This is a genomic window from Shewanella sp. 125m-1, assembly GCF_052977065.1.
Map to the genome: position 1 here is coordinate 26,239 of NZ_JBRILT010000039.1, position 20,997 is coordinate 47,235.

General features: G+C 42.5%; 21 protein-coding genes and 2 tRNA genes. 10 read left to right on the top strand and 13 right to left on the bottom strand.

Features of this window, described 5'->3' with window-relative positions; genetic code table 11:
• The first annotated feature begins 59 nt into the window (after positions 1-59).
• The 3 genes from nrdB (at position 60) to ACVBIK_RS15665 (ending at position 2,673) form a co-directional block, all read left to right on the top strand.
• Positions 60-1,190 (top strand): class Ia ribonucleoside-diphosphate reductase subunit beta, encoded by a 1,131-nt coding sequence (gene nrdB / locus ACVBIK_RS15655; RefSeq protein WP_447159343.1) that lies wholly within the window; start codon positions 60-62, stop codon positions 1,188-1,190.
• Positions 1,159-1,542, top strand: coding sequence for a class I ribonucleotide reductase maintenance protein YfaE (gene yfaE / locus ACVBIK_RS15660; protein WP_447159344.1), 384 nt, complete (start codon positions 1,159-1,161; stop codon positions 1,540-1,542). The genes nrdB and yfaE overlap by 32 nt, the downstream gene beginning before the upstream one ends.
• 243 nt (positions 1,543-1,785) lie before the next feature.
• Positions 1,786-2,673, top strand: a complete 888-nt coding sequence (locus ACVBIK_RS15665) for a hypothetical protein (RefSeq protein WP_447170050.1) — start codon at positions 1,786-1,788, stop codon at positions 2,671-2,673.
• Positions 2,674-2,789: 116 nt separating this feature from the next.
• Here the strand turns inward: ACVBIK_RS15665 and ACVBIK_RS15670 are convergent, their stop codons facing one another.
• Both ACVBIK_RS15670 and ACVBIK_RS15675 read right to left on the bottom strand, forming a co-directional pair.
• A complete protein-coding gene (locus ACVBIK_RS15670; RefSeq protein WP_447164536.1) occupies positions 2,790-3,152 on the bottom strand; it encodes a NirD/YgiW/YdeI family stress tolerance protein in 363 nt (120 codons plus the stop codon).
• Positions 3,153-3,741: 589 nt separating this feature from the next.
• Positions 3,742-5,757: an oxidoreductase gene (locus tag ACVBIK_RS15675; RefSeq protein ID WP_447170051.1), complete on the bottom strand. Its 2,016-nt coding sequence runs from the start codon at positions 5,755-5,757 to the stop codon at positions 3,742-3,744.
• 155 nt (positions 5,758-5,912) lie between these two features.
• On the opposite strand from ACVBIK_RS15675, the gene sppA reads away from it, so the two are divergent.
• Together sppA and ansA are read left to right on the top strand one after the other, a co-directional pair.
• The gene (gene sppA / locus ACVBIK_RS15680) at positions 5,913-7,754 is read left to right on the top strand and encodes a signal peptide peptidase SppA (RefSeq protein ID WP_447170052.1); all 1,842 of its coding nucleotides are present in this window, start codon (positions 5,913-5,915) and stop codon (positions 7,752-7,754) included.
• 216 nt (positions 7,755-7,970) lie between these two features.
• Positions 7,971-8,987: an asparaginase gene (gene ansA / locus ACVBIK_RS15685; RefSeq protein WP_447170053.1), complete on the top strand. Its 1,017-nt coding sequence runs from the start codon at positions 7,971-7,973 to the stop codon at positions 8,985-8,987.
• 83 nt (positions 8,988-9,070) lie between these two features.
• Here ansA and ACVBIK_RS15690 read toward each other — a convergent pair whose 3' ends face one another.
• From ACVBIK_RS15690 to ACVBIK_RS15700, 3 genes are read right to left on the bottom strand one after another with little or no spacing between them, the layout of a single operon-like run.
• Entirely contained in the window at positions 9,071-9,352 is a 282-nt protein-coding gene (locus tag ACVBIK_RS15690; protein ID WP_447170054.1) for a YeaC family protein, read from the bottom strand.
• On the bottom strand, positions 9,349-9,666 hold the full coding sequence (locus tag ACVBIK_RS15695) for a zinc ribbon domain-containing protein (RefSeq protein WP_442529584.1): 318 nt from the start codon (positions 9,664-9,666) through the stop codon (positions 9,349-9,351). The genes ACVBIK_RS15690 and ACVBIK_RS15695 overlap by 4 nt, the downstream gene beginning before the upstream one ends.
• A 23-nt stretch (positions 9,667-9,689) precedes the next feature.
• Complete coding sequence (locus ACVBIK_RS15700; protein WP_447170055.1) at positions 9,690-10,817, bottom strand: M14 family metallopeptidase; 1,128 nt, start codon at positions 10,815-10,817, stop codon at positions 9,690-9,692.
• Positions 10,818-11,092: 275 nt separating this feature from the next.
• Between ACVBIK_RS15700 and trxB the strand changes: the two genes are divergently transcribed.
• Positions 11,093-12,043 carry a thioredoxin-disulfide reductase gene (gene trxB / locus ACVBIK_RS15705; protein ID WP_447159352.1) on the top strand — a complete coding sequence of 317 codons (951 nt, stop codon included), beginning with the start codon at positions 11,093-11,095 and terminating at the stop codon, positions 12,041-12,043.
• Between the two features lie 277 nt (positions 12,044-12,320).
• Here trxB and ACVBIK_RS15710 read toward each other — a convergent pair whose 3' ends face one another.
• From ACVBIK_RS15710 to thrS, 5 genes are all read right to left on the bottom strand, one after another.
• Entirely contained in the window at positions 12,321-12,905 is a 585-nt protein-coding gene (locus ACVBIK_RS15710; RefSeq protein WP_447159353.1) for a GNAT family N-acetyltransferase, read from the bottom strand.
• A gap of 153 nt (positions 12,906-13,058) precedes the next feature.
• On the bottom strand, positions 13,059-13,418 hold the full coding sequence (gene rplT / locus ACVBIK_RS15715) for a 50S ribosomal protein L20 (protein ID WP_012155496.1): 360 nt from the start codon (positions 13,416-13,418) through the stop codon (positions 13,059-13,061).
• A gap of 18 nt (positions 13,419-13,436) precedes the next feature.
• A complete protein-coding gene (gene rpmI / locus ACVBIK_RS15720; protein WP_012155497.1) occupies positions 13,437-13,631 on the bottom strand; it encodes a 50S ribosomal protein L35 in 195 nt (64 codons plus the stop codon).
• Positions 13,632-13,718: 87 nt separating this feature from the next.
• The gene (gene infC, locus ACVBIK_RS15725; RefSeq protein ID WP_220764059.1) at positions 13,719-14,261 is read right to left on the bottom strand and encodes a translation initiation factor IF-3; all 543 of its coding nucleotides are present in this window, start codon (positions 14,259-14,261) and stop codon (positions 13,719-13,721) included.
• A gap of 3 nt (positions 14,262-14,264) precedes the next feature.
• Positions 14,265-16,193, bottom strand: coding sequence for a threonine--tRNA ligase (gene thrS / locus ACVBIK_RS15730; protein WP_447170056.1), 1,929 nt, complete (start codon positions 16,191-16,193; stop codon positions 14,265-14,267).
• A 287-nt stretch (positions 16,194-16,480) separates the two neighbouring features.
• Between thrS and ACVBIK_RS15735 the strand changes: the two genes are divergently transcribed.
• The 3 genes from ACVBIK_RS15735 (at position 16,481) to ACVBIK_RS15745 (ending at position 17,857) form a co-directional block, all read left to right on the top strand.
• Entirely contained in the window at positions 16,481-16,747 is a 267-nt protein-coding gene (locus ACVBIK_RS15735; RefSeq protein ID WP_447159355.1) for a hypothetical protein, read from the top strand.
• Positions 16,748-16,916: 169 nt separating this feature from the next.
• Complete coding sequence (locus ACVBIK_RS15740) at positions 16,917-17,654, top strand: pteridine reductase (protein WP_447170057.1); 738 nt, start codon at positions 16,917-16,919, stop codon at positions 17,652-17,654.
• Between the two features lie 2 nt (positions 17,655-17,656).
• The gene (locus tag ACVBIK_RS15745; RefSeq protein WP_447159357.1) at positions 17,657-17,857 is read left to right on the top strand and encodes a CPXCG motif-containing cysteine-rich protein; all 201 of its coding nucleotides are present in this window, start codon (positions 17,657-17,659) and stop codon (positions 17,855-17,857) included.
• Between the two features lie 99 nt (positions 17,858-17,956).
• On the opposite strand, the gene ACVBIK_RS15750 is transcribed toward ACVBIK_RS15745, so the two are convergent.
• A complete protein-coding gene (locus tag ACVBIK_RS15750) occupies positions 17,957-18,574 on the bottom strand; it encodes a riboflavin synthase subunit alpha (RefSeq protein WP_447159358.1) in 618 nt (205 codons plus the stop codon).
• Between the two features lie 32 nt (positions 18,575-18,606).
• Here ACVBIK_RS15750 and ACVBIK_RS15755 point away from each other — a divergent pair, with 32 nt between their 5' ends.
• The gene (locus tag ACVBIK_RS15755) at positions 18,607-19,965 is read left to right on the top strand and encodes an MATE family efflux transporter (protein ID WP_447170058.1); all 1,359 of its coding nucleotides are present in this window, start codon (positions 18,607-18,609) and stop codon (positions 19,963-19,965) included.
• Positions 19,966-20,549: 584 nt separating this feature from the next.
• Here the strand turns inward: ACVBIK_RS15755 and ACVBIK_RS15760 are convergent.
• Positions 20,550-20,626: transfer RNA gene (locus tag ACVBIK_RS15760), tRNA-Met, on the bottom strand.
• A 195-nt stretch (positions 20,627-20,821) separates the two neighbouring features.
• Positions 20,822-20,898, bottom strand: a tRNA-Met gene (locus ACVBIK_RS15765).
• Between the last annotated feature and the right edge of the window lie 99 nt (positions 20,899-20,997).

Below are 20,997 nucleotides of genomic sequence, written 5' to 3' on the forward strand. Positions count from 1 at the left end.
TCATTAGTATTAAACGTTAATTTAAGGGGGCTTAGCCCCCATTATCGGAAGATAGAAAAATGGCCTATTCAACATTTTGTCAAACTCCTAACAACGCAATGCTAGAGCCTATGTTTCTTGGGCAGTCAGTTAACGTAGCGCGTTATGATCAACAGAAATATGAAGTTTTTGAAAAGCTGATCGAAAAGCAGCTTTCGTTCTTCTGGCGTCCAGAAGAAGTCGATGTCAGCCGTGACAAAATCGACTACGCGGCACTACCAGAGCATGAAAAGCATATCTTCATCTCGAACCTTAAGTATCAAACACTACTTGATTCAATCCAAGGTCGTTCGCCAAACGTTGCCTTCTTGCCATTGGTATCACTACCTGAGCTAGAGACTTGGATTGAAACCTGGTCATTTTCTGAGACTATTCACTCGCGCTCTTACACTCATATTATTCGTAATATCGTTAACGATCCTTCAGTTGTGTTTGATGACATCGTTGAAAATGATGAGATTTTAAAGCGCGCAAGTGATATCGCTAACTACTACGATCACTTGATCAAGCTGAGCCAGGCTTATCATTTGTTGGGCGAAGGTAGTCACGAAATTGATGGTGAGATCATTGAAGTCACTAAACGTGAAATCAAAAAAGCCCTTTACCTATGTATGGTATCGGTCAACGTACTTGAAGCTATCCGTTTTTATGTCAGCTTTGCTTGCTCGTTCGCATTTGCAGAGCGTAAGGTCATGGAAGGTAATGCGAAAATCATTCGTCTTATCGCTCGTGACGAAGCCCTGCATCTAAACAGCACTCAGCATATCTTGAAGATCATGCACGCTGGTAAAGACGACCCTGAAATGGCTGAAATCGCTAAAGAGTGCGAGCAGACGGCTATCGATATCTTTATCAAAGCCGCTGAGCAAGAAAAAGAGTGGGCTAAATACCTATTCAAAGATGGTTCAATGATTGGGCTAAACGAACATATTCTGTGCCAGTATGTTGAATACATCACCAACGAGCGCATGAAAGCCGTTAATTTTGCATCGCCATATCCAGAGCAAACCAACCCTCTTCCATGGATGAAGAACTGGTTAGAAAGTGATTCAGTACAAGTAGCCCCACAAGAAGTAGAAGTCTCTTCTTATCTTGTTGGCCAAATCGATTCTTCTATCGATGATGATGAGTTCTCTGACTTTGACCTTTAAGTCACAAAACTTTAGTCAAGCTCGCTTTAAGAAGGCTCCGATTGTGAGCCTTCAAGGCATGCCTGTGTTGCTGTTTACTGAGCAACACATCAGCTTGCTTGAAGCATTAGAGCTAAAGAAAGTCAAAATCTTCTCTGAATGTCGCAGTGGCTTTTGTGGACAGTGTAAAACTAAAGTAAAAAGCGGTAAGGTTAGCTACTTTCGTGAACCACTTGTTACACTGGAACAAGATGAGTGTCTTCCTTGCTGCTGCATCCCTGAGGAAGATATCGATTTAGTACTCTCTGCCGAAGGGGCTGAAGTCGTTGTACGTGCACCAGCTCAACAATCCCCGACAACAAAAGCAATTTAATTACACTTTTTCACTTCGTCACAGCTTCCTTCATACCTTTTGGCTTTTAATATCTGCCTTAACAGCGCTACCAACACTGGTTGTTTGTAAATGTCAGCTTATAGTGCATTCTACTTTCAACATAAATGCTATATAACCACATGCTAGCGGCGATACAAATGCTAAACAATCAAGGTCAGCTGGGTTATTTTGTTAAATTGACTGCTATTATAGGCGCAAACAAATTTTAATCTGAAGGCGAGAATGCAGACAGTTAGTCCTACTAAGCTATTAAGCATACTAAGTAAAGTCACCATTATCGGTAATGCAAACGGAAAGTGGGAGATCCCATCGAGTGGAGCGACCTTCATTTTTAACGGTACAACATCTCAAGACAAACAAGATCCAATAACCAGTACGCTGATCAATATCTCTAACGGTCCATTTGTTGGCTCAAAGAGACCCTTTGTTGTTTCAGGCCATTTTACTGATACTGAGCTGGCATTATTAACACAGCAGCTTATTGAAACAGCAGAGTCATTAGAAAAAGAGCTTCACTGCTGGCCATCAACAGGATTGGTGACCGCGGTACTAATGACAAAGCTCTCTTGCCAATTAACAGTTAAACGTATGTCGTTACTGCCAAGTCTTAAACGTCAATTGACCATGCAAAGTGAAGAACACTTAGCTTGTATGGTCCACAACTGGTTAGGGGAACGTCGTATTGCATTAGGTTTACTTGCAAGTTTTGACTGGCCTGAATTGATGTTGCCCAAGCCGGAGCTATTGCCCGTTCAGGTCCTTAACGACGAGCAGCATAAGGAGCGCCACATAGCTCACTGCCCTTTTCTATTGCTCAAAAAAATACATAACCAGGCACAGTCTAAATCAAGTGTGGCAGATGAAAACTCGACGCCAGATAACCTCTGTTTACTGAACTACTTAGCAACAAGCCCCATCGAAACCTGGTTACACCATTCAAGCCAAGAAAAACTACTCGATTGTGAGCTCATGTTCTTCAACCAAACCCCAGAGCAAGCAAACTCTTTTTGGTATTTAGTTGATAATCAAGCATCTCAGTACTTAGATGCCATAAGGCACCGACTAGCATACTGTCAGCAAGTGCTCTTTACGGAGCAACAGCTGCTCTAGTACTTCTAAAAACCTAGTATTGAACATGAGCTTCACTAGATCACATCAAGCTTTAAAATAAAAAGACCAGTAGTAAGTACTACTGGTCTAATTGGGTGTTAGCGTTGTACTCAACTCTATTTTGCTAATTTAACCGAGTCCACATCAATTTGTGTGTAAGACCAACTGCTGTCAACCTCACCTTCAAGGACAACCTTAGTTTCAGGCGTCGCTTCAACGCCATTCCAGTCACGATCGTCAATCTCAACGATGACTTCCCCTGTATCATCCTTAAATTTGTAAGCTTCATCTCCCAAACTTGCCACGATATAACCCGTTAATATTACTGGAGTGTCATCCTTGGCGCCTAAAGCAACAGCGACTGTCTTCACGCTGACATTACTCGGGCCAATAAATCCGCCCTTTGGATCACTTGTTTGGGCTGCGAAAACACTTGATGATGCAAATATCAGTGCGCTCATTAGTAGTACTTTTTTCATGAAAGAATTCCCCTATGGTTCGGTAATTAACACTTTTATATTGAATTGCTTTAAGTCACGCAAACGAAGTCCATGATGAACTACCTTGCACTCAACCTTTTGCAAGTAAGTTGATTAGGTCTACTTAGTTGTGCTTCAAAATGACGAAATCGCGCACGCTAGTCTCAAAACTCGACTCAACTAGACTCAAGATCTGCGATTTATAGACAAAACGATTTTTAAACAAACCAAATCACTTTTCATTTGGCAACATTAGCCTATATCTATCGTTATCATTAGTAATCAATACTATAGTACATGTAACTTCTACTGCTGACTTTTATTCAATAGCATAGCTTGGAGGTCGTGAAGTAAGTGTGAATTCTGACTTTAAAATAGGACTAATTCACTGTTTTTATTTCATTTATAGCAAAATACAGCAGAAAAACATTTATGGCTGTAAACGGCGAGTTCTGGATTTTTAAACAACATATCAATCAGTTAATAACCAAAGATAAGGCGCCCCAAGACATGTGGTTGAAACTGTAATAAAAAACCTGCTAACGCATTAAGCGTAAGCAGGTTTTTTGATTAGCCATTGACTTAGGTATTACAGCGCAATAGCAAGCTCTGCGCCTTGACGAATAGCTCGCTTGGCATCCAGTTCTGCAGCAACATCTACACCACCAATAAGGTGTACGGGAATACCGGTGGACTTCATCTCATCGACGAGTTCAGTGTTTGACACTTGCCCTGCACATAAGATGACATTATCGACATCAAGCACCTCGTCTTGCCCATCAATTTTGATATGTAGACCTTGGTCGTCAAACTTCTCGTAACTGACACCGGTTTTCATCGACACCTCGTGCTGTTTAAGTACAGAGCGATGGATCCAACCAGTCGTTTTTCCTAGCCCCTTGCCCATCTTGGTCGCTTTACGCTGCAGTAAATACACTTCTCTATGCTCAGTTTCAGGAACGGGCTCTGTCAAACCACCGGGCTCTTTATAGTCTTTATCTATGCCCCATTGTTTTAACCAACGGTTTAAATCGAGGGTTGAAGATTCTGACTCACACAAGTAATGCGCCATATCAAAGCCAATTCCACCCGCACCGATAAGTGCGACTTTCTGGCCAATCTGCACTTCACCATTGAGTACTTTCTGATAATCAACCACTTTAGGGCTATCAAAACCGGCTAACTCGATTGGTCTTGGCTTCACGCCTGAAGAAATAACAATTTCATCAAACTTCTCATCACGTACCACACTGGCATCGAGTCGAGCGTTTAAGCGTAATTCAACCTTATGCAGCTTAATCTGATTAAGGAAGTAACGAATGGTTTCATTAAACTCCTCTTTTCCAGGGATCTTACGTGCTAAGTTGAATTGACCACCGACTTCAGATTTAGCTTCAAACAGAACAACCTCGTGACCACGACTTGCTGCGTAGATAGAAAATGCCATTCCAGCAGGTCCTGCGCCCATCACTGCAATGCGTTTCTTATTTTGAGCGGGTGTAAAATTAAGCTCAGTTTCATAACAGGCTCTAGGGTTCACTAAACACGTTGCACGCTTAAGCGCAAAGGTATGATCAAGGCAAGCCTGATTACAGCCAATACAGGTATTGATAAGTTCAGGCGTATTCGCCGCCGCTTTGTTAACAAAGTCCGGATCGGCCAAGAAAGGGCGCGCCATTGATACCATGTCAGCCTGACCGGATGAAATAATATGCTCTGCAATTTCTGGTGTGTTAATACGGTTCGTCGCAATCAGTGGAATTGACATCTCTTTCATTAATCGCTCGGTTACCCAAGCAAATGCGCCGCGAGGCACACTGGTCGCAATTGTTGGAACTCTGGCTTCATGCCAACCTATCCCAGTATTAATAATGGTAACACCAGCTTGCTCTAACCACTTAGCAAGCTTGACCACCTCTTCCCAAGTTGAGCCATTATCGACAAGGTCCAACATCGATAATCTAAAGATAATAATAAAGTCAGCGCCAACTTTGGCGCGTATTTGTTTTACAATTTCTATTGGAAACTGTGCACGGTTTTCAAACGCCCCGCCCCACTTATCAGTACGTTTATTAGTACGAGAACTAATAAACTGATTTATCAGGTAACCTTCACTTCCCATCACTTCGACGCCGTCATAACCTGCTTTTTTAGCTAAGGCTGCGCTGGTTGCGTAATCTTTGATAGTGCCAGCAACCTGTCTTGTCGACATCGCTGAGGGAGTGAAGGGGGTGATAGGTGATTTGATTTTACTCGGCGCACTAGAGAAAGGATGATAACCATAACGACCAGCATGCAATAACTGCATACAAATTTTGCCGCCAGCCTCATGGACAGCTTGAGTGACCTTAGTGTGTTTCTTTACTTGCCACGGAAAACTAAGCTGACAGGCATTTGGCGCTAAGCGGCCACGCAAGTTAGGCGAAATACCGCCGGTAACGATAAGGCCCACACCACCTAGTGCACGTTCTTTGTAAAACGCTGCCAGTTTCTCAAAGCCGCCCTTTTCTTCTTCTAAACCTGTATGCATTGAGCCCATCAATACACGGTTTTTTAACTGGGTAAAACCCAGATCTAAGGGTTCTAATAAATGCGGAAACGACATTCAAACATCCTTTTTAAACAAGTGATTTAATCCAGCATACCCTGTGTAAACAATAAGCTCAATAAGCCAAACAACAGATTCCTTTACAATTGAGTTTTCCTTTCCGATGAGATTTCAGTTAGCATTATGCTAACTAAGCTATATAGGAGTGGATAATGTCCACTAAACCCTCAATATTTAAAAGGATATTCCTACTTATATGGAATACCGTCAATGGATTAAGAAAGCTTTTTCTTAATCTTATATTCTTTGGCGTGATTGCTATTATCATCGTAAGCCTGAGTGCCGATGACGGTGTAAAAGTTGAAGATGGTACTGCACTGGTACTTAATCTATCTGGAGTGATCGTTGATCAAAAACGTCAAGTTGACCCGTTAGAAGCTGCCATGAAAAGTGGCAATGAGGCAGACGGAAGCGGCGAGATTTTATTGTCTGATGTACTAACCGTTATTGAAAACGCAACAACGGATACACGAATAAAACTGATGGTATTAGATCTGGCCATGTTACACGGCACCGGGATCAGTAAGCTTCAGTCTATCGGTAATGCCATAGAGTCTTTCAAAGCTGAGGGTAAAACCGTCGTTGCAAACGGTAATTGGTATAGTCAAAATCAATATTTTCTTGCCAGCTTTGCCGATAAAGTTTATCTCAACCCGCAAGGTAGTGTTGAAATTGAAGGCTTAGGCCGTTATCGCCTGTACTTTAAATCGGCGTTAGAGAAACTCAAGATCAACGCACATGTTTTTAGAGTCGGCACCTTCAAGTCAGCGGTTGAACCTTTTATCCGTGACGATATGTCAGATGCAGCTAAAGAAGCCAATTTGGTACTTTTAAACGATTTGTGGCAAAGCTACTCTGATACTGTTGCGGCGAATCGAGGCATTGATAGTCATGACTTGTCACTCAGTGCTGATGATTATCTTACCCAGCTCGATAAGGCAAACGGTAAATCGGCCGAAATGGCGCTGAACATGAAGTGGGTTGATGAGCTTAAAACTTATGATGAGTTTAGGTTATCCATGGTTGATGCCGTTGGTAAATCTGCAGACGGTGACTCTTATAAACATGTCGACTTCTATGATTATTTATCAGTCACGCAAACTCACCCAACTCTATCACTTAACGACAAAGTGGGTATTATTGTCGCGAAAGGAAATATTCTTAATGGCTCGCAACCTGCTGGTCAAATTGGCGGCAAGAGTACCTCTGAGCTGTTAAGAGAAGCCCGCTTTGATGATTCAGTTAAAGCCGTAGTACTGCGTGTTGATAGTCCTGGTGGTAGCGCTTTCGCTTCTGAAGAAATTAGACAAGAAGTGTTAGCGATAAAGGCTGCAAACAAACCAATTATTGTCAGCATGGGCAGTTATGCCGCATCAGGTGGTTATTGGATCTCTGCGAGCGCCGATTATATCTATGCAACCCCAACCACGTTAACAGGATCTATCGGGATTTTTGGTATGATCACGACATTCGAGGACTCATTGGCAAGCATTGGCGTTCACACCGATGGTGTGGGCACGTCCGAATGGGCAGGGTTTTCAGTAACCAAAGGTCTCTCTCCTCAAATTGAAGCCATTATTCAACGCCACATAGAACGGGGTTATCAAGACTTTATCTCTCTCGTGGCATCAGAGCGTGATATGAGCCTAGACTATGTAGACAGCATTGCTCAGGGCCGCGTGTGGACCGGACGAAAGGCATTAGAACTAGGCCTTGTAGATGGGTTGGGTGAGCTTCAAGATGCAGTAACAAAGGCAGCGCAAATGGCCAAACTTGAGCAGTATGACACCGAAATCATTGAAAAGGAGCTTTCTCCTCAAGAGCTGTTCATCCAAGAAATGCTTGCCTCAGCTTCGAGCTATATGCCACAAAGTTTTGCTCAATCAAGTTTGCTTGAATCCGTTTTAAAGCAGTGGTCAACTGTGATTGATGAATTTAAATCATTTGATGATCCAAACGGTGTTTACCTGTATTGCGATACCTGTAATAACTAAATACCGCTTAGCATGGGTATAGACCATAAATAAGCCCTGTAGATTCAGGGCTTATTCATTTTAAGCTTATCACTACCAACTTTTGTAACAGCTCTCATTACTGACATATAACCCCCACTTACCTCAGCTAATTGCCCTTATCCCCTGCATCTGTAACCACTTTGGGTATATAATCCCTGCATCGTGATTTAATCCAAAACTAAAAAACAAAATCAAATGACTAAACGATCTATCTATGTCGCCTATACAGGCGGTACCATTGGCATGCAAAAGACCGAACAAGGCTTTGCACCTGTTGCAGATTTTCTCACAGGCTGTGTCAAAGCTATGCCCGAGTTTTACCATGATGAAATGCCAGATTTTGTGATTAGTGAATACACACCATTAATTGATTCATCAAATATGGCGCCAACCGATTGGCTGATGATCGCTGATGATATTAAAGCCAATTATGATAAATATGATGGCTTTGTGATCCTCCATGGCACCGACACCATGGCGTTCACCGCTTCAGCCCTATCCTTTATGTTGCAAGGCCTACAAAAGCCTGTAATCGTTACGGGCTCGCAGATCCCCTTGGCGCAGCTTAGATCTGATGGTCAAACAAACCTGCTTAACGCACTGTATATTGCAGCCAACTATCCAGTAGCCGAAGTCTGTTTATTCTTTAACAACAAACTGTTTAGAGGTAATCGCACGACTAAAGCTCATGCCGATGGCTTTAATGCGTTTGCATCGCCTAACTTCCCACTTCTACTCGAAGCAGGCATTAAGATCCGCTGGCATGCAGGTAAGCGCGCTCAAATCGATAGCACTATACCATTACATGTGGCGAATATAAGTCCACAGCCCATTGGCGTTGTGACACTCTACCCAGGAATTAATACTGAAATCTTTGCCAATATTTTACAGCAACCGGTAAAGGCACTTATTCTACTTACTTTTGGTGTTGGTAATGCGCCTCAAACTCCTGCATTGCTTAAAACGCTAAAAGATGCACATGAGCGTGGCATAGTATTAGTTAACTTAACCCAATGTATGCAGGGTCGTGTGAATATGGACGGCTACGCTACGGGTAATGCTTTAGCTGAGGCAGGTGTCATTAGTGGCTATGATATGACGACTGAGGCGGCGCTGACTAAGTTGCACTATTTACTATCGACCGAGCTGTCACCAGAAGAAATTCGCACCGCAATGAAGATTTCTATCGCTGGCGAGTTAACCTCAGACTAGCAACGATGTATATAATAAAAAAGCCCCATAGCAGTGATGCTTGGGGCTCTTTTATGCACGAATGTTTAATTAAGCTCGGTTAATTAAAGCTCGTCTTGTTTAAACTCGGCAATCGACTCGCCTTTAAACTGCTTTTTAAGTTCAGACTTAGACAACTCATTAACCTGACCTTCACTGTTAATCGTGAAATGATCAGTTTGCTGTAGCCTTCTTGCTTGATAAAGCATAACAACTTGTTGTGTCGATGCCCGTTGCCCAGGCGTCAAAACGGTACCATCTTGCCATTTACCTAGCTCAACACCGCTAAGTAAGCGTTGATAGACCTCATCAGGCATCTCGTCGATGACTTTATTTATATCTGTCATACTTTCTTCCGTTTATGCAGTACGATTTGCACTCTAGTGATCAAGTAGCCCACAAAGCCCAGCGCAAATGCACCCAGTGCAATATTTGCTCTAAGTCCTTCCGCTGGCTCACCGCCCCAAAACCAAGTTACCACGCCACCGATAAATAAAGTTAACGCTAAAAAGCTTTGATTCATTAACTGATTTGAACGCTTAATATGACTGATGACTTTAAGACTTTCATTGTCAGCCGAAATCGCCGCCTGACAATGATTACACTTTTTAGCCATACTCGAAATACGTTTGTTACAGCTAGGACAGTTAACTAATGCCATTGGCTACCTCTTAGTTATTGCTATTACTTAAGCTTATCAACAACAGCGTTCATGGCAATCAAAGACGCTTCACCAAGATAAATACAACGCTCTGGTGACCAACCCGCCATCAGATCTGGCATGTTGGCATTATCTTTAAACGGCATTTCAAGTGTATTTGAAAGGCAACCAAAGGTATGCGCAACCCAATTTGATGCAACGGTTAAGTTTGCTTGACCTGGCTCATCTTTGTCATAGCCAAATTCATTTTGAAAATCAGGACTTGCCATCAATAAAGCATCAACGAACGCTTGCTGACGTTCAGCATCTTGATTTGTAAATGCTGGTACGCCTTCACAACCTGCTAAGAATACATATGGCAGTCCTTCATCGCCATGCACATCATAGAAAAGGTCAACGCCAGTCTCTTTCATCTTATTGACCACGTATAACACTTCAGGGCTTTTCTCTAGTGAAGGGGTTTTCCACTCTCGGTTTAAGTTGGTACCCACAGCGTTAGTACGTAGATGTCCACGTGCACTTCCATCTGGGTTCATGTTGGGTACTATGTAGAAGTTGGCTTTATCTAAAAGTGCTTTCGCAGTAGGGCAGTCGCTATCAAGCAAGTTATTCATCAAGCCTTCGACTAGCCATTCAGCCATGGTCTCACCAGGGTGTTGACGTGCAGTGATCCAAATATTAGCTTTATCTTCATCTCCATCACCGATCTTAACGAGCGTCATGTCGCGACCATCAAGAGTTAAACCCAAATGCTCAAGGCTGACTTGTGGATGAACTTGTACAGCAGCGAGCAGATCTTGATGGCGTTCATAACTATAAGGGGCAAAGTACGCAATTTGAATTGCGTCACAATCAAGATCAACTTGAATACTCAATTGACCGTCTTGGTATTGAGTAGGCAGTCTAAACCAGGTTTGTCTGTCATAGGTCGCAACAGCTTGGTAATCTTCCCAGCCTTTTGTATATGAAGCTTTGCCGGCATTAACGATGTTAAGGGTGTATTGATTACCAACGACCCCTTCAAGTTTAAAGTTAAACCACTGAAAAAATTCACCACCTTCATCAGGGCGGATCGCTAATTGAACATCATCTTTGTTATCTAGATTGATAACTTCAATATTGCCACTATCAAAATTCGCTGTAATGCGCATAACACTTCCTTTTTCTTTTAGCTTTACGTTATGACTCGGCTTATTAGCCTGATGCCAATCTTTGCGCTATAGAATAAACCAAAATGTGATAAGGAACAGCTTAAACCCAATAAAAACCGCCAAATATCACGGCCTAGGTGAACTAACGCCGTACTTAAACCCAAATACAGAGCTTTACCAGCCCCCGGAAATTCCATACAATCGCAGCAATTCTTGAAACAATAGGGAACAGCTCCCCTTTGTCGTCCCGCATTCGTTAAAGAACGGAGAAACTAATGACCCAAGCTAGACATTGTGAACTACTTATTCTGGGTTCTGGCCCAGCAGGCTACACAGCTGCAGTTTATGCCGCTCGCGCAAATTTAAAGCCAGTATTGATCACAGGTATTCAACAAGGTGGCCAATTAACTACCACGACTGAAGTTGAAAACTGGCCAGGCGATGCTGAAGATCTTACAGGTCCAGCACTTATGGAACGTATGCAAAAGCATGCTGAGAAGTTTGAAACCGAAATTATCTTTGATCACATTAATGAAGTTAATTTAAACGTGCGCCCTTTCCAGCTTAAAGGCGATAATGGCGAATTCACTTGTGACTCGCTAATTATCTCTACTGGCGCATCAGCCATGTATTTAGGCCTAGAGTCTGAAGAAGCCTTTAAAGGCCGCGGTGTGTCAGCTTGTGCGACCTGTGACGGTTTCTTCTACCGTAACCAAAAAGTAGCCGTTATTGGTGGTGGTAATACCGCTGTTGAAGAAGCACTTTACTTAAGTAACATTGCATCTGAAGTTCACCTTATTCACCGCCGTGATACATTCCGCAGTGAAAAAATCTTAACTAAGCGCCTTATGGATAAAGTTGAGAACGGTAATATCGTACTTCACTTAGACAACACGCTTGAAGAAGTCGTTGGCGATCAGATGGGCGTTACAGGCCTAAAAATGAAGAGCACTAAAGACGGAGCAATCACAGATCTAGACGTTGCTGGTGTATTTGTTGCCATTGGTCATAAGCCAAATACTTCTATGTTTGAAGGCCAATTAGAGATGAACAACGGCTATATCAAAGTAGAAAGCGGCTTAAACGGCAATGCAACTCAAACGAGCATTAAAGGCGTGTTTGCGGCTGGAGATGTAATGGATCAACATTACCGCCAAGCCATTACCTCTGCAGGCACCGGTTGTATGGCTGCCTTAGATGCAGAGCGTTACTTAGACGCACTTTAATAACCTGATAAAAAGCCCGCGCTTTATCAGAAAATATAAGCCAACTGCATCAGTTGGCTTTTTTATTGGATTAATTCGTATAGACTGCCTATCTTTTTTTACTTATAGATACGTAATGACAGGCTACAAACTTTCACAAGCTTTAATCTTTAAAAACAATTCAATGTACTAGTGATTGAGCTATTAGCGCTAAAGCAACTACTTCAGCCAGTAGCATTGGCATAAGTATAGTTTTATGCTTTATTTATGGTCATTCGAATACGCTATAAGCAAATAATTAGTCACGCGCTATACGCTTAGAATACAAAACAACCTCAACATCATCGCCTGCATCAGGGTGTTCTAGCTTACCCTCATAGCTCATACCAAGCTTTGTCATAATGTTAATTGAAGCTAGATTTCTATCGTCGGCAATAGCTGAGAACCTTTCGATATTCAATTGCGTCTCGGCTAGATGCTTAACGACGGTGTTAGCGCTTTCTGTTGCAATACCCTTTCCCCATGTACTTTGCTTAAAACGCCAGCCAATCTCAAGATCATTAAAATAAGGCTCATCGGTAAAATAATACATGGGTCTAATTAAAATCCACCCAGCGAACGTCGGCGCTATAGTCAGCAGCGGTTTGGATCCCTTGTCTGTTGTAGGTTTTGCAAACACTTTCCATAAGCCCCAGCCTTTATCTAAGTTTGAAAACTTTGCAAATCGGGGAATAAATACATTTTCTATTTCTTCACGAGTCACTATTCGCCCACCGTTAATGTATTTCATCACGAGTGGGTCTTGATCTAACTCAAATAGCAGATCAACGTCATCTAATGACATGGGTGAGATTATGAGTCGGGCCGTTGTCAAGGTTGTCATTAGCTGGAAAATCCTTTTTAGTTTGTTTGCAGACTTATGATTAGATAACTAGGGTTTACTAATCCGTAGAGTGTATTAGAGAATACCTTAATAAATGACGGGCATAAAAAAAGGGAGCCTTAAGGCTCCCTTTTTCAAAAGATTCTAAACTAATTACTTAGCTAAAGCGTCTTTTGCTTTTTCAACTAAAGTTGCAAATACAACTTTATCGAAAACAGCGATGTCAGCCAGGATCTTACGGTCGATTTCGATTGATGCTTTTTTCAAACCATTAATGAAACGGCTGTAAGACAGACCATTTTGACGAGATGCCGCATTGATACGTGCAATCCATAGTTGACGGAATTGACGTTTCTTCTGACGACGGTCACGGTAAGCATATTGACCAGCTTTAGTTACTGCTTGAACAGCAACACGGTAAGTACGGCTACGAGCGCCATAATAACCTTTAGCTAATTTAAGTACTTTCTTGTGACGAGCACGAGCGGTTACACCACGCTTAACTCTAGGCATTGTTCATTGCTCCTTTAATTAAGCGTATGGTAGTTGACGTGCGATTGCTGGCACATCAGACTTAGCTACTTGACATTTTGCACGTAAGTGACGTTTACGCTTAGTGCTCTTCTTTGTCAAAATATGACGTAAATGGGCTTGCTTGCGCTTAAAACCGTTAGCGGTCTTCTTAAAACGCTTTTGTACACCCTTGTCTGTTTTCATTTTAGGCATTGCTAAAACTCCGCATTGGGACAATTAATAAAACGCAAGGCGAACAGGAAACCTTAATAGGCCCCTGTTACTTTTATGGTTGCCTTACTATTTCTTTTTCGGCGCGAGAACCATAACAGCTTGGCGACCTTCCATTTTCGGGAAAGACTCCACTACTGCTATAACTTCCAAGTCAGCTTTGATACGGTTCAAAAGATCCATACCTAGGCTTTGGTGAGCCATCTCACGACCACGGAAACGCAGCGTTACTTTCGCTTTGTCGCCGTCTTCTAGAAAACGAGTCAGGTTGCGTAGTTTTACCTGGTAATCGTTTTCGTCTGTACCGGGACGGAATTTAATTTCCTTCACCTGTACAATTTTCTGCTTCTTCTTTTGTTCTTTTTGAGCTTTTGCTTTGTCAAAAAGGAACTTACCGTAGTCCATAACACGACAAACTGGCGGCTCAGCATTAGGACTGATCTCTACTAAATCAACACCGGCTTCATCAGCAACTTCTTGTGCTTCTTTAATTGTTAAGATGCCTAACTGCTCACCATCTAAACCGTTTAGACGGACTTCAGATACACCAACGATGAGCTCGTTAATTCTGTTCGGGGCCGCCTGGCGCCCTGCTGTTTTTTTGATCTTTATGACCTAATCCTCCAACAAATTGAGACTACGGAGCGAAATCTGGTTTTTGAGCTTAGTAGCAAATTCTTCGATTTGCATCTTACCTAAGTCAACGCCTTCACGGGTACGCACCGCTACTTCATTAATTTCCATTTCCTGGTCACCAACGACCAGTAAATAAGGCACACGCCTTAAAGTATGTTCACGTATTTTAAAGCCTATCTTCTCATTCCTCAAGTCTTTAGTTGCACGAATTCCATGTTCTTTGAATAAATTAACGACATTGTCGACATAATCGGACTGTTTATCGGTAATATTCATTACAACAACTTGAACTGGCGATAACCAAGCTGGGAACTTGCCTGCATATTCTTCAATTAGAATACCCAAGAAGCGCTCTAATGAACCTAAAATCGCACGGTGGATCATAACAGGGGTTTGACGGCTGTTATCTTCAGCAACATAAGTTGCACCCAAACGACCAGGTAATGCGTAATCGAGCTGCACTGTACCACATTGCCACGCTCTGTCTAGACAATCATGCAATGTAAATTCAATCTTAGGACCGTAAAACGCGCCCTCGCCCGGTAAAATTTCAAATTCGATATCATTTGCAGTTAGTGCTTGTTTAAGCGCTTCTTCTGCACGATCCCACATATCGTCATCACCAATGCGCTTTTCAGGGCGAGTCGACAACTTAACAACGATATTACTAAATCCGAATGTTTCGTATGTGTCGTAAACCATTTTGATACATGCGCTTACTTCTTGCTGTACTTGTTCTTCAGTACAGAAGATATGTGCATCATCTTGAGTAAAGCCACGAACGCGCATCAGGCCATGTAATGAACCTGATGGCTCATTACGGTGACAACAACCAAACTCAGCCATACGTAATGGCAAGTCACGATATGACTTAAGGCCTTGGTTAAAGATCTGAACGTGACCAGGGCAGTTCATTGGCTTAATCGCATATTCACGGTTTTCAGAGCTAGTAGTGAACATAGCCTCTGAGTACTTGTCCCAGTGACCACTGCGTTCCCACAACACTCTGTCCATCATTAATGGACCTTTAACTTCTTGGTAAGTGTACTGACCTAGCTTTTGACGAATAAACTTCTCAAGCTCTAAGAACAGACTCCAACCATCGTTATGCCAAAACACCATACCAGGCGCTTCTTCTTGCATATGGTAAAGATCAAGCTGCTTACCAATTTTACGATGATCTCGCTTAGCCGCTTCTTCAAGACGGTTAAGGTGCACTTTAAGTGCTTTCTTATCCGCCCAAGCTGTTCCGTATACACGCTGCAACATCTTGTTGTCAGAGTTACCACGCCAATATGCACCCGCCACACTCATTAACTTAAAATTCTGACAGAACTTCATGTTTGGTACGTGTGGGCCACGACACATGTCGATATATTCTTGGTGGTGATAAAGCGCAGGCGTTGAATCTTTCGGGATGTTCTCATCCAAAATCGCCATCTTATAAACTTCACCACGTGATTCAAAAGTATCACGCGCTTCTTGCCAGCTAACAACACGCTTATCAACAGCGTAATTAGTTTTAGCAAGTTCAGCCATGCGCTTTTCTAACGCATCGATATCTTCCTGAGTCAACTTATGATCTAAGTCGATGTCATAGTAGAAACCATTATCGATAACAGGGCCAATAGCCATTTTGGTTTCAGGGAACAATTGCTTGATTGCATGACCGAGCAAGTGAGCACATGAGTGACGAAGAATTTCAACACCCTCTTCATCTTTAGCCGTGATGATTGACAGATCTGAATCTGTGTCAATCATGTCACACGCGTCTTTTAATTCACCGTTCACGCGGCCAGCGATACACGCTTTAGCAAGACCAGGACCAATATCAGCAGCAACATCTAAAGTAGAAACAGGGTTAGCAAACTCGCGTTTGCTTCCGTCAGGAAGTGTAATAACAGGCATGATTTTTCCTTTTCCAGTGGTGACCCCTACGTAGGGCCACTTGGTTTTAAAATTAAGTGTGTGTTTACGCAACTGGGACTAGACCTTACTGGAGTCTGTGTTTTCCAGCGCGCAAGCTGCTAATTCTAAGTGATAGCCACTGTATGATGCAAGTTTTCAATCACATTAGTTTTTCTTATTAAATGAGCAAAATATTTAAGGTTAAGTGTAATAAAACTAGAGGGTTACCGTAACAATTCATTCACGTTCGCCCGTTAGCATACGCACAACTTAATAAGGAGCTAGTGATGATTAATACTTTGATGTTTGCAGCCGTGCTTTTTCAAGCAGATATAAACCAACCCAATAACGTTGCGGTAAACTCTATTGATAAACAGGCTGTTGCCGTACAACTTGAAATCGAGCTCAACAAAGCACTGTTATTGATGAGTAAAACGCTCATTACCGATAGTTTGTATCAAAATGACCAAATGAGACAAAAAGCGTTAGTTGACATCAACACTCTCGATGGTACAAAACTGACAAATAGAGAACAAAATTATGACCGATATTAATTTAGCTTTGTTACCTTGGCATGTGCATCCCGTTGGCTTTTATTGAGTTTATTACTAAGACTCGTCTTCTATTACCCATTTACTGTGGCTATCATGTCACGATAGAGGCTAATAGCTAACGCTCGTTAAGTTATAGCCATCTCATTATTCAGCAATGGATGGATTAAATATGACCACTTGGGCATTAGTCACAGGCGCTTCAAAACGGATTGGATGCACTATCGCTACTCATCTTCATGATGAAGGCCATAATATTGTCATTCACTATGGGCAATCAGCAAAACAAGCCCAAGCTCTATGCACTCAACTAAACACTAAGCGCGCCGACTCTGCGATTATCATGCAGGCCGACTTAGCTCAAGCTGATGCTGTCAATAAACTAGTCTTACAAATTAAATCGTCTCAACTGTCTTTGTCAGTTTTAATCAATAATGCTTCTAGTTTTATCCCCACACCCACTGGCGAGGCGACCTTTGCACAAGCACAACAATTGCTTGCGACAAACCTTATTACCCCCTATTTATTAGCCGAAGCACTGAATCCCATATTAAGTAAGAATAACGGCTGCATAATTAACCTACTCGATATCCATGGCCGGCGCCCATTAAAAGATCATGGACTATACTCTATATCAAAGGCTGCACTTGAGATGGCAACGTTATCACTGGCGCAAGAATTGGCACCCGATGTACGCGTAAATGGTGTCTCACCTGGTGCAATTTTATGGCCAGAACAATCAGATACTCAGTCACAACAAGCAGTGTTAAGTGCAATCCCGTTAGCAAAGCTTGGCCAACCAGAGGATATCGCCAAGCTTATTTCTCACTTAGTCAGTTCGTCTTATATCTCAGGCCAAGTCATTGCTGTAGATGGAGGACGAAGCGCAGTAGGTTTTATGGGAGCGTAAACATGAGATTCATCAACAAAACGATTAGTTGTCCCCATTGCGGGCATCACCAACACATTAATATAGACGCAACGTGTGGTGACCAAGATTACTATGAAGATTGCCGGGTGTGCTGTAACCCCATCCATATGCGTCTGCACCTGGATGAAGCCCAGCATAAAATTGAGTTTTTTATTGATTCAGACGACGAGCAGATCTACTAAACCAGCAAGCTTATGGCAGTAGATGGCCATATCACAGGGTATTAGTCTAGATCTGCTAGCGCTTTTCAAGAGTCAACAACGCATCAGTAACGAGTCAAGTTATTGGTTTTCAAAACGCTTAGCGAGTACTCGTTCAACGGTATCGACTATCGCTTGGGTTTGGCTATCTATTTCGATGTTAATTTTATCACCTTTAACATAGCCATCTAAGTTGGTTAGCTTTAATGTTTCTGGAATTAGATGCAGCATAAAGCTCGTGTCTTTCACTTCACCCACCGTTAAACTACAGCCGTTAACACCAACGAAACCCTTATAAAGAATGTAGTTCATCCACTTAGGTTCAACCTTCAAACAAATATCGTAATGCTCATCCGTTGCACTAACAAATTCGACCTCAGCTTGAGTGTGCACGTGGCCCGATAATATGTGCCCGCCAATCTCACTACCGAAGGTTAATGAACGCTCGATGTTAACCTGTGATCCGACTCTCAGTTTTGATAGGTTAGTTAGCTTAAGGGTCTCTTCCATTACATCGAAAAACACCCTATCATCATCTATTCTTGTGACTGTTAAACAAACACCGTTATTTGCGACACTTGCCCCTAGTGAAAGTCCCTCGCGCAAATCCGGCCCAATTGCGATTTGTAGCGTGCTTAAGCCTAATTTCTTATCTATCGCCAACACTTCGCATGTTGCTTGAACTATACCTGTAAACATTTTATCTCTCGTTAGTATTAAGGGCTGTATTCATGAACCATTCTGGCTTTCAAGCCAAACGTTTAATCCAGTTAGCACTACCGGTGCTAATTGCTCAAGTAACACAAACCATGATGGGCTTTATTGACACCGTCATGGCGGGTCGCGTGAGTGCCGTAGATATGGCCGCGGTTGCCATTGCAGCAAGTCTTTGGTTACCCGCTTTACTGTTTGTACAAGGCTTATTAATGGCCTTTACACCCGTATTTGCTCACCATCACGGTGCCGACAATCAAAAGGCAATTCAACCATTGGCTTACCAAGCTGCTTATATTGCCATAATTGGCAGTGTGGGTGTGGTGCTTATCCTCTCATTTGCAGAGAATATTTTCACCATGATGGAGCTTGAACCCGAAATGGCAAGGCTCGGTATTGGCTATTTAAATGGCTTTATGTGGGGCGTTCCGGCATTTGTGCTTTATCAAGTATTAAGAGGTTGTAGCGAAGGGATCTCTTATACTTTACCCACTATGGTCATAGGTTTTGTCGGTTTAGCGGTAAACATCCCTGCTAACTACATTTTTATCTATGGCCACTTTGGTGTGCCAGCAATGGGCGGCGCTGGCTGTGGTGTTGCCACTGCATTAGTATTCTGGGCAATGCTTATCGCCATGATCATCTACATGCAGTTCCATGATAAGTTTAAAGAACTGGCTCCGTTCAAATCTTTTCACTTACCAGACTTCAAAGTCATGTTTGAAATGACAAAACATGGCTTCCCAATTGCTATGGCGCTGTTTTTTGAAGTGAGTTTATTTGCAATCATCGCCCTTTTACTTGCACCATTGGGCGCAACAGTCGTTGCAGGACACCAAATAGCACTTAACTTCTCATCGATTGTGTTTATGTTACCGCTTTCTCTCGGTATCGCGGTATCAATTCGTGTCGGCTATTACCTAGGTCAAGATAAACCAGTAATTGCAGCGCTAGTGACCAAACTCGCACTCATTATCTCGTTTTCTTTAGCAGCCTGTACCGCAATCATTACCGTGTTATTTAGACATGAAATTGCCCTACTCTATAATGATAACCCTGAGGTCGTTGCACTAGCTGGTAGCTTAATGTTCTATGCCGCCATCTATCAGTTATCAGACTCAGTTCAAGTCGTTACCGCAGGTGCATTACGTGGCTATAAAGATACTCGCAGCGCGTTTTATATCACCTTAGTTTCGTACTGGGGTGTGGGTATGACTTTAGGTTATACCTTAGCGCGTACCGATATCATCGTACCGCATATGGGTGCCCAAGGTTTCTGGATAGGCCTTATTGCAGGTCTTACAAGTGCAGCGATAATGTTTGCCGCACGCTTAAGATACATTCAAAAATTGGGCGTTGTGCACTCAGCGATCTAATCGGAAGGACAACAATATCAGCCTAATGGCTAAGTATTAAGTTCCAGCACTGGTTATCCATAACAATGAAACAGGCTAACGCTATTGCAGTTAGCCTGTTTTTTTATGGGCAAGTTTTATCAGGTAAAACATGCTTATAAGCACCTAGGCGTTACAAGCCATAGAATATGCATCAAACCTATGCTAATTAACACTGCATTGACTGCACTGCAGTCTAATTCGGCCACTCTTCAGCTTATCGCTTTTATTGAGGAAGTTACTCTAATTCCTATCAATATAGGGAAAGTGATTTGATCAGAGTATTTTTGGCAAACTAATGCAAGACGAATAAATCGATTCCTGAAGTACGGTGACGCAGATACAGAGACCGAGGATGGTAGAACCGATCAGCTATTAATGACCGGTCAGTAAAGCGAACTCTCGCAAAGCGAACATATCTTTATACTGATAGGCACCAACAAAAGAAAACGTGCAGGTATATAAATTGGCTCACGCGTGTAAAAGAAGACGGAATTACAAATTTCAGACACAAAAAAACCAGCTTTCGCTGGCCTACATATCACGTCACTCTTCAATAAAAGAATTGGTTGCGGGAGCTGGATTTGAACCAACGACCTTCGGGTTATGAGCCCGACGAGCTACCATACTGCTCCATCCCGCGTCCATATTGACGCTAATAACTGTTTTAATTCTGTTATAAAAGAATTGGTTGCGTAAGATGGATTACTTTTTACAAAAGCGTGGCAACGACCTTCGCCCTTCTTTTATAAAGAGTTGAGTTCGAGTAGCTTTTATACTGCTCCATCCCGCGTCCATATTGACGCTAATAACTGTTTTAATTCTGTTATAAAAGAATTGGTTGCGGGAGCTGGATTTGAACCAACGACCTTCGGGTTATGAGCCCGACGAGCTACCATACTGCTCCATCCCGCGTCCATATTGACGCTAATAACTGTTTTAATTCTGTTATAAAAGAATTGGTTGCGGGAGCTGGATTTGAACCAACGACCTTCGGGTTATGAGCCCGACGAG

Excerpts from the sequence above, each read along its gene's own strand:
- trxB (WP_447159352.1), top strand. The coding sequence starts at position 11,093 with ATGACCCAAGCTAGACATTGTGAACTACTTATTCTGGGTTCTGGCCCA.
- ACVBIK_RS15690 (WP_447170054.1), bottom strand. The coding sequence starts at position 9,352 with ATGACAGATATAAATAAAGTCATCGACGAGATGCCTGATGAGGTCTAT.
- ACVBIK_RS15740 (WP_447170057.1), top strand. The coding sequence starts at position 16,917 with ATGACCACTTGGGCATTAGTCACAGGCGCTTCAAAACGGATTGGATGC.
- ACVBIK_RS15670 (WP_447164536.1), bottom strand. The coding sequence starts at position 3,152 with ATGAAAAAAGTACTACTAATGAGCGCACTGATATTTGCATCATCAAGT.
- ACVBIK_RS15665 (WP_447170050.1), top strand. The coding sequence starts at position 1,786 with ATGCAGACAGTTAGTCCTACTAAGCTATTAAGCATACTAAGTAAAGTC.
- ACVBIK_RS15695 (WP_442529584.1), bottom strand. The coding sequence starts at position 9,666 with ATGGCATTAGTTAACTGTCCTAGCTGTAACAAACGTATTTCGAGTATG.
- nrdB (WP_447159343.1), top strand. The coding sequence starts at position 60 with ATGGCCTATTCAACATTTTGTCAAACTCCTAACAACGCAATGCTAGAG.
- ACVBIK_RS15750 (WP_447159358.1), bottom strand. The coding sequence starts at position 18,574 with ATGTTTACAGGTATAGTTCAAGCAACATGCGAAGTGTTGGCGATAGAT.
- ansA (WP_447170053.1), top strand. The coding sequence starts at position 7,971 with ATGACTAAACGATCTATCTATGTCGCCTATACAGGCGGTACCATTGGC.
- ACVBIK_RS15675 (WP_447170051.1), bottom strand. The coding sequence starts at position 5,757 with ATGTCGTTTCCGCATTTATTAGAACCCTTAGATCTGGGTTTTACCCAG.
- yfaE (WP_447159344.1), top strand. The coding sequence starts at position 1,159 with ATGATGATGAGTTCTCTGACTTTGACCTTTAAGTCACAAAACTTTAGT.
- ACVBIK_RS15755 (WP_447170058.1), top strand. The coding sequence starts at position 18,607 with ATGAACCATTCTGGCTTTCAAGCCAAACGTTTAATCCAGTTAGCACTA.
- ACVBIK_RS15700 (WP_447170055.1), bottom strand. The coding sequence starts at position 10,817 with ATGCGCATTACAGCGAATTTTGATAGTGGCAATATTGAAGTTATCAAT.
- thrS (WP_447170056.1), bottom strand. The coding sequence starts at position 16,193 with ATGCCTGTTATTACACTTCCTGACGGAAGCAAACGCGAGTTTGCTAAC.
- ACVBIK_RS15710 (WP_447159353.1), bottom strand. The coding sequence starts at position 12,905 with ATGACAACCTTGACAACGGCCCGACTCATAATCTCACCCATGTCATTA.
- rpmI (WP_012155497.1), bottom strand. The coding sequence starts at position 13,631 with ATGCCTAAAATGAAAACAGACAAGGGTGTACAAAAGCGTTTTAAGAAG.
- sppA (WP_447170052.1), top strand. The coding sequence starts at position 5,913 with ATGTCCACTAAACCCTCAATATTTAAAAGGATATTCCTACTTATATGG.
- rplT (WP_012155496.1), bottom strand. The coding sequence starts at position 13,418 with ATGCCTAGAGTTAAGCGTGGTGTAACCGCTCGTGCTCGTCACAAGAAA.
- ACVBIK_RS15735 (WP_447159355.1), top strand. The coding sequence starts at position 16,481 with ATGATTAATACTTTGATGTTTGCAGCCGTGCTTTTTCAAGCAGATATA.
- ACVBIK_RS15745 (WP_447159357.1), top strand. The coding sequence starts at position 17,657 with ATGAGATTCATCAACAAAACGATTAGTTGTCCCCATTGCGGGCATCAC.